At 42.8% G+C, this 14,563-nt stretch carries 15 protein-coding genes; 5 read left to right on the top strand and 10 right to left on the bottom strand.

Features of this window, described 5'->3' with window-relative positions:
• Positions 1 to 61: 61 nt before the first annotated feature.
• Entirely contained in the window at positions 62 to 394 is a 333-nt protein-coding gene (locus tag HWQ36_RS22885) for a translation initiation factor (protein WP_292706723.1), read from the top strand.
• Positions 395 to 545: 151 nt separating this feature from the next.
• Here the strand turns inward: HWQ36_RS22885 and mdh are convergent, their stop codons facing one another.
• The 5 genes from mdh to HWQ36_RS22860 form a co-directional block, all read right to left on the bottom strand.
• Positions 546 to 1,520 carry a malate dehydrogenase gene (gene mdh / locus HWQ36_RS22880; protein WP_292706721.1) on the bottom strand — a complete coding sequence of 325 codons (975 nt, stop codon included), beginning with the start codon at positions 1,518 to 1,520 and terminating at the stop codon, positions 546 to 548.
• A 79-nt stretch (positions 1,521 to 1,599) separates the two neighbouring features.
• Positions 1,600 to 1,815 carry an NAD(P)H-quinone oxidoreductase subunit O gene (locus HWQ36_RS22875; protein ID WP_292706719.1) on the bottom strand — a complete coding sequence of 72 codons (216 nt, stop codon included), beginning with the start codon at positions 1,813 to 1,815 and terminating at the stop codon, positions 1,600 to 1,602.
• A 248-nt stretch (positions 1,816 to 2,063) separates the two neighbouring features.
• Complete coding sequence (locus HWQ36_RS22870) at positions 2,064 to 2,930, bottom strand: DNA-formamidopyrimidine glycosylase (RefSeq protein ID WP_292706718.1); 867 nt, start codon at positions 2,928 to 2,930, stop codon at positions 2,064 to 2,066.
• A 250-nt stretch (positions 2,931 to 3,180) separates the two neighbouring features.
• Positions 3,181 to 3,396 carry a photosystem I reaction center subunit IV gene (locus HWQ36_RS22865; RefSeq protein WP_292706717.1) on the bottom strand — a complete coding sequence of 72 codons (216 nt, stop codon included), beginning with the start codon at positions 3,394 to 3,396 and terminating at the stop codon, positions 3,181 to 3,183.
• Positions 3,397 to 3,709: 313 nt separating this feature from the next.
• On the bottom strand, positions 3,710 to 4,294 hold the full coding sequence (locus HWQ36_RS22860; RefSeq protein ID WP_163930107.1) for a PAP/fibrillin family protein: 585 nt from the start codon (positions 4,292 to 4,294) through the stop codon (positions 3,710 to 3,712).
• 242 nt (positions 4,295 to 4,536) lie between these two features.
• Between HWQ36_RS22860 and HWQ36_RS22855 the strand changes: the two genes are divergently transcribed.
• Positions 4,537 to 4,773: a DUF3134 domain-containing protein gene (locus tag HWQ36_RS22855; RefSeq protein WP_179074097.1), complete on the top strand. Its 237-nt coding sequence runs from the start codon at positions 4,537 to 4,539 to the stop codon at positions 4,771 to 4,773.
• Positions 4,774 to 4,853: 80 nt separating this feature from the next.
• Positions 4,854 to 5,957, top strand: coding sequence for a phospho-N-acetylmuramoyl-pentapeptide-transferase (gene mraY, locus HWQ36_RS22850; RefSeq protein WP_292706714.1), 1,104 nt, complete (start codon positions 4,854 to 4,856; stop codon positions 5,955 to 5,957).
• Positions 5,958 to 6,470: 513 nt separating this feature from the next.
• Here mraY and HWQ36_RS22845 read toward each other — a convergent pair.
• From HWQ36_RS22845 to HWQ36_RS22830, 4 genes are all read right to left on the bottom strand, one after another.
• On the bottom strand, positions 6,471 to 8,222 hold the full coding sequence (locus tag HWQ36_RS22845) for a diguanylate cyclase (protein WP_292706712.1): 1,752 nt from the start codon (positions 8,220 to 8,222) through the stop codon (positions 6,471 to 6,473).
• Positions 8,223 to 8,344: 122 nt separating this feature from the next.
• Positions 8,345 to 8,857, bottom strand: a complete 513-nt coding sequence (locus HWQ36_RS22840) for a molybdenum cofactor biosynthesis protein B (RefSeq protein WP_292706710.1) — start codon at positions 8,855 to 8,857, stop codon at positions 8,345 to 8,347.
• A 282-nt stretch (positions 8,858 to 9,139) separates the two neighbouring features.
• Positions 9,140 to 9,481, bottom strand: coding sequence for a photosystem II reaction center protein Psb28 (psb28, locus tag HWQ36_RS22835; RefSeq protein ID WP_292706708.1), 342 nt, complete (start codon positions 9,479 to 9,481; stop codon positions 9,140 to 9,142).
• 154 nt (positions 9,482 to 9,635) lie between these two features.
• Positions 9,636 to 11,117: a GTP-binding protein gene (locus HWQ36_RS22830; protein WP_292706706.1), complete on the bottom strand. Its 1,482-nt coding sequence runs from the start codon at positions 11,115 to 11,117 to the stop codon at positions 9,636 to 9,638.
• 254 nt (positions 11,118 to 11,371) lie between these two features.
• Here HWQ36_RS22830 and tpiA point away from each other — a divergent pair, with 254 nt between their 5' ends.
• Both tpiA and folP read left to right on the top strand, forming a co-directional pair.
• Complete coding sequence (tpiA, locus tag HWQ36_RS22825) at positions 11,372 to 12,103, top strand: triose-phosphate isomerase (RefSeq protein ID WP_292706931.1); 732 nt, start codon at positions 11,372 to 11,374, stop codon at positions 12,101 to 12,103.
• Positions 12,104 to 12,280: 177 nt separating this feature from the next.
• Positions 12,281 to 13,141: a dihydropteroate synthase gene (gene folP, locus HWQ36_RS22820; protein ID WP_292706704.1), complete on the top strand. Its 861-nt coding sequence runs from the start codon at positions 12,281 to 12,283 to the stop codon at positions 13,139 to 13,141.
• Positions 13,142 to 13,309: 168 nt separating this feature from the next.
• On the opposite strand, the gene HWQ36_RS22815 is transcribed toward folP, so the two are convergent.
• Positions 13,310 to 14,146 carry an SPFH domain-containing protein gene (locus HWQ36_RS22815; protein WP_292706702.1) on the bottom strand — a complete coding sequence of 279 codons (837 nt, stop codon included), beginning with the start codon at positions 14,144 to 14,146 and terminating at the stop codon, positions 13,310 to 13,312.
• Between the last annotated feature and the right edge of the window lie 417 nt (positions 14,147 to 14,563).

The raw sequence follows: 14,563 nt of genomic DNA, 5'->3' as shown, positions 1-14,563 counted from the left end.
TTCCCGGAGGATAACGCCATCGCGCACGTCGGAAACACGAACTTAAATCAGGAGACAGATTATGGTAGATGAATTTTTCCGAAAAGCGAAGGAGTTGCTTTTGGGATCTGACAGCGATAAAGCTGACAGAGATGCCGAATTCCGCGATCGCAATGTCCGCCCAGCCAGCGAAGACCCCTACGGCGACCCCGCAGATCCGGCATCTTACGGCGATGTTCGCCCAGCTAGCGAAGACCCTTATGGCGACCCCGCAGATATCGCATCTTACGGCAACGTTCGCCCAGCTAGCGAAGACCCCTACGGCGACCCCGCAGACACAGGGGAGTTTGGCAACGTCCGCCCAGCTAGCGAAGACCCCTACGGCGACCCCGCAGATCAGGATTCCCGCCGTTAACGCCAAATTAATCTTGTGATGTTGCTTTTCATAGTGTGATAAATTTTGCAATAAGAAATAAGGCAGTAGAACTTCAACCTACTGCCTTTTATTTTTGCTGCCATTTCTAAAAATTACGAATTACGAACTTGTACTGAGCGTAGCCGAAGTATTACGAATTACGAATTATTTCCTGCGATCGCTCAATATTTTGACGCACAGATTGAGCCGAAGTATGCAAACCCTCTCTTTCTTCATCGCTGAGTGTCAATTCCAAAACACTCTCAATTCCACCACATCCCAACCTGCAGGGAACACCAATCACAACATCTTCTAAACCGTATTCACCTTGCAGATACGCCGCCACAGGCAACAACCGCGACTGATTTAACAAAATCGATTCTACCATCACGCTAGTAGCCGATGCCGGAGCAAAAAAAGCACCACCAGTTTGCATCAATTCCACAATTTCTGCACCACCGTTGCGAGTTCTTTTTACCAAGCGTTCAATTGTGGCTGCATCCAGCAATTCAGTGATGGGAATGCCGTTAACGGTAGCATAACGAGACAACGGCACCATTAAATCGCCGTGACTACCCAATACCATCGCTTTGACATCGGCAGGTAAAACGCCCAATTCTAGGGCAATGAAGGTTTCAAAACGGGCGGAATCTAACACACCAGCCATACCCATTATGCGATCGCGTGGTAAACCTGTTGCTTGCCAAGCTAAATAAGTCATCACATCCAACGGATTAGTGACGACAATAAAAATCGCATTGGGAGAATAAGCGATCGCATTTTTTGCCGCTTCTACCACAATCTTGGCATTGGTTTTCAATAAATCATCCCGACTCATCCCTGGTTTGCGGGGAAGTCCGGCAGTAATCACCACAATTTGAGAACCAGATGTATCAGCATAATTATTTGTGCCGATAATCTGGCGATTATGTATTTCAATTCCCCTGGCTTCCATCAAATCCAGCGCCAAACCTTGAGGCATTCCCGCAATAATATCTAGTAAAACTACATCTGCCAGATTTTTCTCTGCAACACGTTGAGCTAAAGTACTACCAACCCTACCCGCACCCACAATACTGACACGGGGTAAATTACACACAATTGGGGAGTTAGGGGAAGAAGACATAATTCTTAAAGTGCGATTTTATCAACAAAAATCCAGAGTCAGAATAAATGCTGAATTCTGACTCCTGAATTCTTCTTTATTATTTAAACTCTTCTAGTTGATCCACACGTAACCAAACGTTTGGTGTCGGTACTTTCCCGAACTTAATCAGGGCGTAATCACCTTTGATATCTACAATTTCGCCCTTGGTTTCAAACAAATAAGAAGGAAAGCGAGCATCACTGGCTTTTGCTTCTAGACTGTTTTCCAGTTTCTCGCGGATAGCGCGAACCATATCTCCCTTTTTGACTGCCATGAATTCCCCTCTCAAATTTGTAACTTCTTTTATCTGCATTTTAAGAGAGTTCTGAGCTAGAACTCCTAACTCTTGTAAAGACTCGATTAATCGCGTCTCCTAATTCCTGACTTTTCACGTTATGTGGAAAAATCCACCAAAAACCTAACCCCCTAACCCCCTTCCCGACGCGGGAAGGGGGAAATTCAAAGTCTCTCTCCTTTTAGGAGAGAGAAATAGAAGAGAGGTTTTCCAGATGATCTGAATTGTCAGCTCCTAACTCCCCGTAGCGTTTGACACTGTGGGCAAAAGTGACTAGATCGCCCAGCTAGCCTAATCCGTTGAATTGGCGTACCACAAACTCGACAGGGTTCTCCAGCGCGATTATAAACCCAGGCAACACCACCATAATTGCCGTTGACACCCTGAACACTTAAGAAATTACTAAAAGTTGTACCGCCAGCTTCAATGCTGGTTTCTAAAACTTGAATGATGGCTGTTCGCAAACGTTCAATTTGCTTTAGCTGTAAATCTATACACAAGGTTTCAGGTAAAATTCCACTTTTAAATAGGGCTTCATCGGCATAAATGTTCCCTAATCCCGCCACCACCGATTGATCGAGTAGCGCAGTTTTAATCGGACGACGGCGGTTTTTGAGTTTGCTTGCTAGATATTCGACAGTGAATTCTGGCGAAAATGGATCTGCTGCCAGTTTTGCCAAACCAGTCATAATACTTTCTACAGTAACACCAGGCGGAACCCACCAAATTTTACCGAAGGTGCGCTGATCGACAAAGCGTAATTCTTGGTGTTCCCCAAAGAATAATCTAACCCGCGTGTGCTTATGTAATGGTTCATCTCGATGCAGCCATAGTAATTGACCGGTCATTCGCAGATGAACCCCTAGCCAACTGGTTGATGAGGGTGATGAGGGAGTGAGTTCAGCTAGGAGATATTTACCACGACGATGCCAAGTAGCGATCGCACTCTTTTCAATTCCATCAACAAACTCACCAACAGAAAACGGGTAGGCAATGGTGCGATTGAGCAACACATCTCCACCCGTAATTTCTTGGTTAAGGGTCAATTGATTTAGACCCTTTCGGACTGTTTCAACTTCAGGCAGTTCAGGCATTTAAGCTGATTAAGCAGACAATTTTGATGTACTTGGGGGTTCAATAAAGAAGAGATGGGATAGTAACTTACACTTCCGTAGAAGGCTCGTATTATTACCCAAGATAAACCGTGAATACCCGCAGGGCGGCTCACATAGATTAGGGTAGGCTAGGGTGAAGAATGAATGAACTGAAATTTTCAGATTTCATCCTTCAGACTTAAGACTACCCTTCATCATCGCATCAAACAACCCCCTTGTAGCTTTGCTGCTATTTTTTAGCTGCTTTAGCCTTTGGTGCTTCAACTTCTACCAATTCATCCTGGGCAAAGTTGTTGGTATTGACACCAGCGTAATTGAGCTTTTCAAAGCGGACAATTACAGGGTATTTGATGCCGCTTTGGTCAATGGAAGCCACAGTTCCTAGATCCTGAAACCAGTAGGATTCAGGGCGGAGAATACGTACTTTAGAACCACGTTGAACCATGATTATTTTCCCTTTTAGTTATCAATCGCCAATCTAGAGGGCTAATTGATTTCACTCTACAACCTGAAGGTCGCGGCAAGAGTCTTTGTTAAGTTATTTGTCTGAATTTGGGAATTGGGAATTGGGAATTGGGCATTGAAAAGAGGCAGAGGGGCGGGGGGCAGGGGGAAAACTCTTCTCCCTTGCTCCTTGCTCCTTGCTCCCTTGCTCCCTGCTCCCACTCCCCCCAAAATTAAGAATGGTATCAGAACCTACTTGACAAGGTTGACATTATAGCTTATCTTCATTCGCAAACAGTATTTTTGTACAAACTTTATGTTTTACTCAATATGAACACGCTCCCCTCGTTACCTCTGCCGATCCGCAAATCGTTATCTATATAAGTGATATCTAACCAGCCTTGCTGTTTATCACTGTTTATAGCAACATCAATCGCCGGAAATTTTCTACCTTCTTCAATTTGTTGGATAAAAGTTCCCGGAGAATTGTATTCTATTAAACGTTGTAAGCCGATAATAGACCGCTCAAATTTCACTTGGACACGCCGACCTGAAACTGGCTCAAATTTAGCAGCAATGCTGACTAATCCTTCTAAATAAGGTAAGCCATAAATCTCAGCTATGTTGTAAACACTGGTAGTCTCTACCCGGATACACTGATAGATTTGACCCAGTTTACAAAAAGGTAGACGATCTAAATTTAAAAGAGCCTTGCTAGTGGTGTATAGTAATCGCCAATTGCCATCTAGCAAATTACCAGCTTCTACCGGACGGGGTGTAGGATTAAAGTCTTCTAAATTGGCGATCGCTGCTAAGATAGCCTGTTTCTGCGCTTCAGTCGCCAGTAGACCGCGATTTGTACCAGCGATCGCATCCATGAGAGCCGCTTTTCCCATCATCGCCTGTCACCTCTAAAATCAGTCACTTTCCATCAGCATAAACAAGATATTCATAACCTATGTGTAGAGCCATAAAAATTACTAAGAATCGCTTGACTTAAGCCTTATGCCTATTAAATAAAAAATTTCTATCTGAATGCGGATTTATTAATCAAAGGGTTGAAAAGATAACTAAATTAATCCGTGTCAAGTGATAGACTCTAAATGTCAACTTACGTAAACCTTTTCTTGTCTTCTTTGATATGTTGAACTCTCCATTACGTGAAGAACCCCGTAACCAACGAGCCCATGTCATCCCCCTAAAGCCAGAGTCTTCTTTGTTGGATTGGTTGGAAAATAAAGGTCGGATCATAACACGTGACGTTCAAGACCCGGATTTTCAAGATGGCGAAGAAGAAATAGACTCTTTAATGGGTGTAGAAGATGGGATTGGCTACGACCTTGATGATGATGACGATATAGGAATCGCCGAGGATTAGCCTTTTCAGGCTAGGGACTTGGTAGTATCCCTAGCTACTGATATTCAATTTTAATAAGTGTGGAGTGAAGGAAAACTTCTGTGGACGCTAAATTATCTCCTGAGCAAGGATTAAATATTTCTGGAATCGCGCTAGCTTCTTTATTAGCCGTTGGGCTAGGTACAACAGCATTTTTCTTGGATTCGATGGCTAACAGGCTACCCTGGCAAAGTATGTCGTTAACCCTGCCACTGCTGTTGTGTGCTATGGGTTCAGGTGGGGTTGGCTTTTGGGTAATACCCTTACTTCAAGCCCTCAAAACTGGACAAATAATCCGTGAAGATGGCCCCCAAGCCCATCTAAAAAAAGCAGGCACTCCTACAATGGGAGGTATATTTTTTATCCCTGTAGGTGTGATAATTGCCTGCATATTGTCTAACTTTGCTACAGATGTTTTGGCAGTTTCGGCTTTGACAATCAGCTACGGATTGATTGGCTGGCTCGACGATTGGCAAATTCTCCGTCGGAAATCAAATAAAGGTATATCTCCCCGAACAAAACTCGCTTTGCAAGTGGGTTTTGCGGCAGTATTTTGTCTCTGGCTGATATTTAATCAACCTTCTAATATTACAAATATTGCTTTACCTTGGGTAAGCTTCACACTACCATTAGGATTTCTATTTTGGCCAATAGCCGGTTTTGTGCTAGTTGCAGAAAGTAATGCAACTAATTTAACAGATGGTATTGATGGCTTGGCAGCAGGAACAGTTGCGATCGCACTTTTAGCATTAGGTGCTTTGATTGCGCCTACAGCACCAGGGTTAATGGTTTTCTGTGCGGCTTTAAGTGGTGGTTGCTTAGGTTTCTTAGCCCATAATCGTAACCCAGCCCGCGTTTTCATGGGAGATACTGGTTCCCTCGCACTGGGAGGAGCTTTAGCTGCTGTAGCGCTATTGACAAACACCTTAGTGGCACTGTTCATTCTCAGTGGTATCTTCTTCGTAGAAACCCTTTCGGTGATGGCACAGGTAAGTTATTACAAAGCCACCAAGGGCCCCGATGGTAAAGGCAAGCGCCTCTTCAAAATGGCACCCTTACACCATCATTTAGAACTCACTGGCTGGTCAGAATTGCAAGTAGTTGGAGTATTTTATGTTATCGCGGCTATTTTGGCTGCCACCTGCTTGGCGATCGCTCCATTCTGAATCATGTTTTGAGAAAATAGTCAAAGATAAAAAACAACTCCCACTTCTTCAGGGAGTTGTTTTTTTATAAAGGAAAATGCGTCATCCATAATCCTTATAGAGACATAAGGGCAATTCATGTACCATTGCTGTCAACTCAAGTCAGAAAGCTCATTCCACAGTCATTTTACCCCACACGCCAGATGCTCCACTACAGCGCTTCTCTGCGAGACGCTTTGCGAACGCGCATCCTGCGGCGGGGGAAACCCCTGTTCCCGCACTGGCTCCCCTTAATCCCCTCCCCGTTCACGGGGAGGGGAGATTTTGTCGCTAGACAAAAGCGGGGTGGGGTTCCGAAGACTTAATTGGTAATTGAGTAGGCTTGATATAACGTCATTGCCAGAATTTCACGTTAAGTTGACACCAATGTTCACGTACACGCAAAGCCGCTTCCCGCCGGATATTGCCCCTACCGCGTGTAGTTTTGCCTAAGTTCTAAAATTACGAATTACGAATTACGAATTACGAATTATTTTAATTGTACCTATTTACATACTCCATAACCCGATTTTTCCCTATTCGCTTTGCTTCAAGCATCGCTTGATTTGCCCGATTCAAAAAATCCTTAACTGTAATCCCTGGTTCTGATATAGCTATTCCAAAAGAGGCGGTGATGCCTTGAAGGATACGATCGCCGTCCTTCAATTGCATTTGTTCAACATCTACCCTTAATTGTTCTACTCGCTTCCTGAGCGCTTCCAGCGTCATATTAGGCATAACAATCACAAATTCTTCACCACCCCATCTGCAAGGAATATCAAAAGAGCGAATAGATTTTAACAGCAGTTTTGCTAATCCCTGAATCACAATATTGGCAGTCACATGTCCATAACGCGAGTTGTAAGATTTGAAGTTATCAATATCAAGAAAAATAACACTAAGAGGTTGTCCCGACCGTTCAGCCTCCGCTAACCTTTGTTCCATTATGGTTTCCATGTAGCTTTGATTGAATAGTTGGGTCATCCTATCCCGCAAGTTATCATGAGTTAGACGTTTTTTTATCGATAGATTATTTAGTGCAAAGCCTAATGTTCTAGCAATAATCTCAGTAATTTGTTGATCTTCTGGACTGATTTCTTCAAGGGCATAGATATGTAAAATCCCAACTACTTCGCCTTGCCCAAACAATGGAACACATAAATGTGCGCCGCTAACAGGCTGTATTAAGTGGTTGCATATTAGTCCTGAGTTACAAGACGATAAAAGGTTGAATTTTCCTCTCCGCAATGCCCAACAATCAGATAGTGAAAATATTTCTTTACTGCTTCTGTTATCTCCCCAAAAACTATTCATCTGAACATAATTCTTAGAATTAGCAATTATATATATACAACCACTCATATTAGGAAACAGCTTGGAACAGGTTAAAGCGACTACTTGATACACCTCATCTTCAGACTCGCAGCAATAAAGCATATCTGCCATATCTGAGAGATATATAAGTTCCCGTTTTTTTGCTTCTAATTTCAGTGTTTTTTCTTCTAGTTGCCGATTTAGATCGGTGAGCGATCGCTGGGCTTCTATAGATTCTGTAATATCGATACTAATGCCACCGATGCGGCAATCGCCCGTTGCGTAATCGTTAAATGGAAACTTAAAGGATAGCCAGTAGCACGGCTGATTGTTACCAGAGACTTTTACCTCTTCAATCAGCTTCAAAGGGCGTAGAGTCTTCAAAACGACTCGATCGTTTTCCATCACCCGCCGTCCCTCTTCTGGATCTGGCAAGAATTCACTATCCGTTTTCCCTAACCATTCTTGTGAATCTACCGAAAATCTAGACTGTATTTCCTGGTTATAGTAAAGCGCTCTAGATTGCTCATCTTTAATATAGGCCGCAAAGGGACCCTGATCTAGGAATAGCCGTTGCATCTGCTGGCTGCGTTGAAGTTCGCGGGTATCTTCTTGAGATTTGGCGATCGCCTCTAAAATTTGATAAGCAGTTGGCATTAGGTAGAGTAAGGCAGATATTGAAACAAACGCCATTACATCAAGTACAACTAAGTGCAACAGCGACACTGCCGAATGTGTTTCAAAAATCGTCAAAAGATGATGAAATCCGCAAACTAGTACGAATCCACCTGACAAAAAAAAGGCTGGTCTAAACTTAGAAGGGATAGTAGCCTTGGTTTTGGCAAAGAAAACCCCTGTTAATATGGGTATGCCAAAGTATGAAAATGCAGTGATGCCGTGAGCAATGATGCAATTCCAGTAAATAGGCTGCATTGCTGATCTGATATAAATATTTGATGCGTTTCACTATAATTCTGGGTAGTTACAAGATGTAAGTAGAGAAAGGATGATTTCAGTGCTTCATGCTTTAGTTTTATGGAAGCTTTCTGAAATGCTTATTTCAAACCCTTACAAAGCTGACTTACCAAGTGAGTGAGTTCAGGCACAATCAGTTTTTCCATCGCTAGCCGCACAGCATTACTGGAACCAGGAAGCGAGAAGATTAATTTATCTTGATAAACACCGGCAACAGCGCGAGAAGCGATCGCCCGCGAACCAATTTCTTGATAACTTAAAAAACGGAATAACTCACCAAATCCCGGCAAAGTTTTCTCCAATAACTTGTCAATGGCATCATAAGTAGTGTCTCTTGGCGCAATACCTGTACCACCATTAAAAATTACAGCATCCAAATTTGAGCTTTTACCCAAATTTTCTATCTGCTCTTGAATCTGTGTTGGTTCATCTTTGATAATCGTGTAGGCTCCGATAGCATAGTTAGCAGCAACAAGTAACTGCTGAATTAGCTGACCACTTTTGTCTGTTTCGGGCGTGCGTGTATCACTGACAGTAACCACAGCACAAGTTATCGTAATCCCAAGCGAATCTGGATGTGGTTGTTGTGTCATGGGTTCAGCTTTTAACTTTTAATAATGGGCAATTGGGCACGGAGAATGGCGCATTGGTCACTCGATTTTGGATTTTGGATTGACGATTTTGGATTGACCCCACGACTGAAGTCGGAGGCTTGAAAAAGGAATTGTTTTTTGTTTCTCTATGAATGAATTCAGGGGCTTGAAACCGTTTTTTGGATTCTAGATTTAGATTTAATCCAAAATCCAAAATCTAAAATCCAAAATTGTCTCGGTGATGAAAAAACAACATAAGCCATTCGCCATTCGCCATTCGCCCTATTTTTCAGCTTTGCTGAGTCCAAGATCGTTTTCTTCAGCATACCGTTCCATGAAGCGCATAAAGCGCTCCCATTCTTGGGCAGATTTCATCACGTAAAGTGCCTCTAATGCTTCTGGTTTCCCGTTGACAAATTTAGCCTTAACTTCACGGGTAACGATTTCGCCTTCTTCGTCACTCAAGTACATTCCAGTAATGTCTTCGGTGCTACCTTGATCTAATATCTTCGGATTTGTAAAAATAAACGTGGCTGTACCACTGTCACCAGTACGCGATCGCGTCAGCCGCACCTCTGGAATTACTACTTCGTCAAGACCTTTAGAAAACTGGATTTTCGCCATGATGAATGGATTTAAACTTTTATGATGGTTAATTTAATATTCTCTCATCAATTAGAACTCCAGTGTCTATAGGCTCCTGTTATTATTTTTTTGAGTGTATATACTTAAACGACCTCTTGATCCAGTATTAAAGTCACAGGGCCGCGTTCTTACATCACTTTCTGAGTTTTACCTTGTGGAGCAATTCATCTTTAATTCGGTTGAGAATTGAGGTTTCATCCAGGTTTGCCAAAATGCGATTAATTACTGCTTTCGGCCCATCAGGCCCCCAAGTCGCGCCATTGGCTAAATAAACTTTGGTCACTTGTCCAATACCGTAAGAAGAAACACCTGCGACTCCCGCTTGGGTGAGTGCCACTGATATATAAGGCCCAAGGGCAATACCAGCCGTAGCTGTTGCAGAGATACCAAGTAAAGTTTTCAATCCACTTAAGCCTAAGTTTGCCAACAATTCACTAGCACCAATTCCGCCCATACTCAGGGCGATTTTTTGTAGTAGTTGTATAGCACCGGCTTCGGTCATAGAGAAGCCATAAAGCTTAGATAAACCCAAAATCAGAGCAATATCAATGACCACACTACTAAGAATATCTACCACAGTTAAAGGATTAAGTGCGATCGCTAATGCCTTAGTCATCACAGCCTTCCAAATCAACCGATTAGCATTCTGTTCTCGAATCATCAGTTTTCGCTCGATTAACTGCTCATTTACAACGTCGGCATAAAGCATGGTATTAAGAGCAACCAAGGCTTTACCCTCACGGTGTAAAATCTCCAAAATTTTCAGCTTCAATTCCTCGACTTGGGCGTTTCCTGTACGCAACTGTATGCCCCTAGTACCATCAGGGCGACGAATTGCCGTTTTCACCAATGGCGATGCCGCAGCCATGACAATTTCTAAAGGTGTAAGTAATTCCCGCACCCTTTCATCCCGAATTTTGTGATAAATTGCCATCCGGTCAGCTTCGGGATACTGGTCTACTTTGTTAAACACCAGAATGATTGGTTTACCTGCTTCTCGCAACTGAGAAAGAGCGGCGTATTCTAGCTTCGTCATATCGCCAGAGATCACAAACAGAATCAAATCCGCTTGTTTTGCAATCTGTTCAGCTAACACAGCCCGGGTTGCACCATCTACTTCGTCTAACCCAGGAGTGTCAATTAATTCCACCTGCGATTGACCTACACCAGGGAGAGTAACCCGCAAAGCTCGTTCAGTTTCTCCAATTGCTTCCTCACTAATACTCCAATTAACTGTTTGTGCAGTCTGGGTGACACCGTGCAGCGGCCCTGTTTCAAATACTGTTTGTCCAATCAAAGAATTGAGTAGCGAAGACTTACCACGTCCTACCATACCAAAAGCTGCAATCTGCACCACCATACGGTCTAACTTCCCCAGCATGGTTTCCAAATCAGCAATTTCCGTTTCCAATCCAGTTTTTTCTTGCGGGGTGAGGTCGAGATTGGCTACCAAGTTTCGCAGCGCCGTTTGTGCTTGTTTATAGTTCAGTTCCGTCTGAATGTCTTCAAAACTGAAAATAGCACTATCCAATTCTTCCTCCCAACTGAGAGAATTTGCGTCAGTGTTAGCGGAATCGCTTTGATGAGGTTCAGGCACGGGTAATGTCGAAGTCATGTCAATTTTGGATTTTAGATTTTAAATTTTAGATTTTTAAATTAGCCCCGTCTCTTATCCTAGTTATTTTTAACAGGGGTTTGTAGCTCAAAGGAGAATAACCCTCATCAGTGGGGAGTGCTGAGTGCTGAGTGGGAAGTAAGAAGGGATAGACCAATGACCAATGACCAATGACAAATGACCAATGACTAACAAAAAGTCCTAAACTGAAAAATGCATCTAAATAGCGCGTTAGGATCTTGACTAAATTACCTGTGCGGAAAATCGTTATTGCCGGCAACTGGAAAATGTTCAAAACCCAGGCAGAAACCCAGGAGTTTTTACAAGGATTTCTGCCCCAATTAGAGGAAACCCCCCAAGGGCGAGAAGTGATATTGTGCCCTCCCTTCACTAATTTGAGTGTTTTGTCCAAGAGTTTGCACGGTAGCCTCATCCAACTGGGGGCACAAAATGTCCATTGGGAAGAATTTGGAGCCTATACGGGTGAGATTTCTGCCCCAATGCTGACAGAAAGTGGTGTGCGTTTTGTGATTGTCGGTCATAGCGAAAGACGACAATACTTTGGTGAAACGGACGCAACCGTTAATCTGCGCCTCCGAACTGCTCAAAGGTTTGGTTTGACTCCAATTCTCTGTGTTGGCGAAACTAAACAACAACGAGATGCCGGAGAAACTGAATCACTGATTGCTCTCCAACTCGACAAAGGTTTGGTAGATATAGACCAGAATAATTTAGTGATTGCCTACGAGCCAATTTGGGCAATTGGCACTGGTGACACTTGTGAAGCAGTGGAAGCTAATCGAATAATTGGCTTAATTCGGAGTCAGTTGAGTAATCCAAATGTATCAATTCAATATGGTGGCTCAGTTAAGCCAAATAATATTGATGAAATCATGGCTCAACCAGAAATCGATGGCGTTTTAGTGGGAGGAGCAAGTTTAGAACCTGAAAGTTTCGCTCGGATTGTGAATTTTCATTTAGTGTAAGGGACTTCCAAATAAAAAATATTCAATTAATTATTGTGGGGTGGGCATCTTGCCCGCCATATAAACTGGGCGCTCATGTTGCCCACCCCACAAGATTGGATAATTTATTTATTGGAGTTCCCTAATGTGCCTTCTTTTCGTTCCCATGCTCTGCATGGGAATGCCTAATGTAGATTTATGCCAAACAACTTAATAATTCGAGGACGCTGTTTTGAGTGGGGACAGCGAACTTATTTAATGGGTATTTTGAATGTAACGCCTGATAGCTTTAGTGATGGGGGTGAGTTTAACACTACCTCTGCCGCTTTAGTGCAGGCGCAAGCACTGGTAGCTGCTGGTGCTGACATAATTGATGTGGGCGGTCAATCAACTCGGCCAGGGGCAAAGCAAATAACTCTGGCACAGGAACTTGACCGAGTATTATCGGTGTTACAGGTGCTAAGACCAGAAATTTCAGTCCCGATTTCTGTAGATACAACCCGTGCTGCTGTAGCTAGGGCATCTGTAAAAGCTGGAGCGGATATTATTAATGATATTTCTGGCGGCACTTTTGACTCAGAAATGTTGCCGACAGTTGCAGAGTTAAGTGTGCCGATTATTTTGATGCACATCCGGGGGACACCACAGACGATGCAACAACAAACTGATTATCAAGATTTGCTCAGAGAGATTTATAGTTTTTTGGCTCGACAAATTGAGTTAGCAACTGCTGCGGGTATTGACCTGGATAAGATTATTATTGATCCTGGTGTTGGCTTTGCTAAGAACTATGAGCAAAATTTAGAAATTTTTCGCGGTTTGCGATCGCTAACAACACTCAACTGTCCTATCTTAGTAGGAGCATCCCGTAAAAGTTTCATTGGTCGCATTTTAAATCAACCAGATCCCAAAGCACGAGTTTGGGGAACGGCAGCAGCTTGTTGTGCTGCTATTTTTAATGGTGCTGATATCCTTCGAGTTCACGATGTTCAAGAAATGCACGATGTTTCACTAGTAGCCGATACAATACTGAGGCAAACAGCACAGTGTTACCAATAATTCCTTGATGTTACAGAGCAACCAGATTCTAGATTTATCTATGGGGTCAATCCAAAATCCAAAACTTGTACTGAGCGACTTGTGCCGAGCCTGTCCTGAGCGTAGCCGAAGGGCGAAGCCGAGGTAAGTCGAAGTATCCAAAATCCAAAATCGTTTGACTCTTAAGTATTACCGTTCCTCGTTTTTCTTGCCGTTACCTTCTTGAGTTACTGACTCGGCTATCAACTCCTGAAACATTTCACTTGAGTTAGCTGGGTCTACAAAGACAATTTTGGCATTACTGCTCTCACCAAGTTTTTGACTAGCATCTACGTAATCTTGAGCCACAAGATACCGCAAAATATCCCGACTATCTGGATTGGAACGGAGAGCTTGAGAAATGATTTGCACTGAAGCCATAGTTCCTTCTGCTTTCTTAATAGCAGCTTCCTTTTCCCCTTCTGCTTCGGTAATCAGCGCCCGTTTTTTGATTACGGCGGCTTGTTCCTCTTCCCTAGACTTTCGCACACTCTCAGGTAGTGTAATACTCTGAATATCTAACCGGAGAATATCAACTCCCCAATCTGTCGTTATATTATTCAGTTGGTCTAAGATAGCTGTGTCCATCTCTGACCTGGAAACATTGGTCTGCTCTAAAGTATTCTGAGCAATGATTTCTCGGAGCGTGGTTGTAGTTACCTGTGTCAATGCCCCTTGCAGATCCTCAATAGCATAAAAGCTTTTCTCAATATCTCGAATCCGCCAGTAAACAATAGCATCCACTTCTACGTAAATATTATCTTGGGTGATTACATTCTGAGGTTTGATATCTAAAAATTGCTCTCGTGTAGTATCTTCCATCACAATCTGATCTACCAGGGGAACAATAAAGTTCAACCCAGGTTTAAGTTTCCGATGATACCGTCCCAAGCGTTCGACTAGGGCTTCATTTCCTTGATTAATAAGTTTTGCAGAACCTAATGCATAACCTATAAGGGCTAAAACTATAGCAATAATTGGCTCCATGTATGCTCCTATTCAGCTTTGGGGAGAATTTAGTGTCAAAGATATGCTACTAGCTTGTCATATCTTTAGAGTTTAATGTTTTGAGTCTGTAATTTTATGAACACCAGTAGCAATATCGAGTTGCTGCGGGTCTTGTACATATTTTGTAAGTAAAACTATTTTGCGGAATGCGATCGCTATTAAAGCACCTCGATCGCACCCTGGCAAGGACTACTTTATGTAATCAACATTACTCGTACTGATATCTTCAGACTGACTGGATTGACATCCAGTATATTCACTTAAGTTTAATTAACTTAAGGTAAAATTTTAATAATAATTTAAAAACTCCACTACAAATCGGGTTGAAATTGGCTTCAGACAGTGACGTACCTACACTTCCTGAGTACAGGTAAGTGTAGGCTTCTCAAAGACTCC

It is taken from the genome of Nostoc sp. NMS2, assembly GCF_017115105.1.
GTDB lineage: Bacteria > Cyanobacteriota > Cyanobacteriia > Cyanobacteriales > Nostocaceae > Nostoc.
This window is presented reverse-complemented; position numbering and strand designations above follow the sequence as displayed.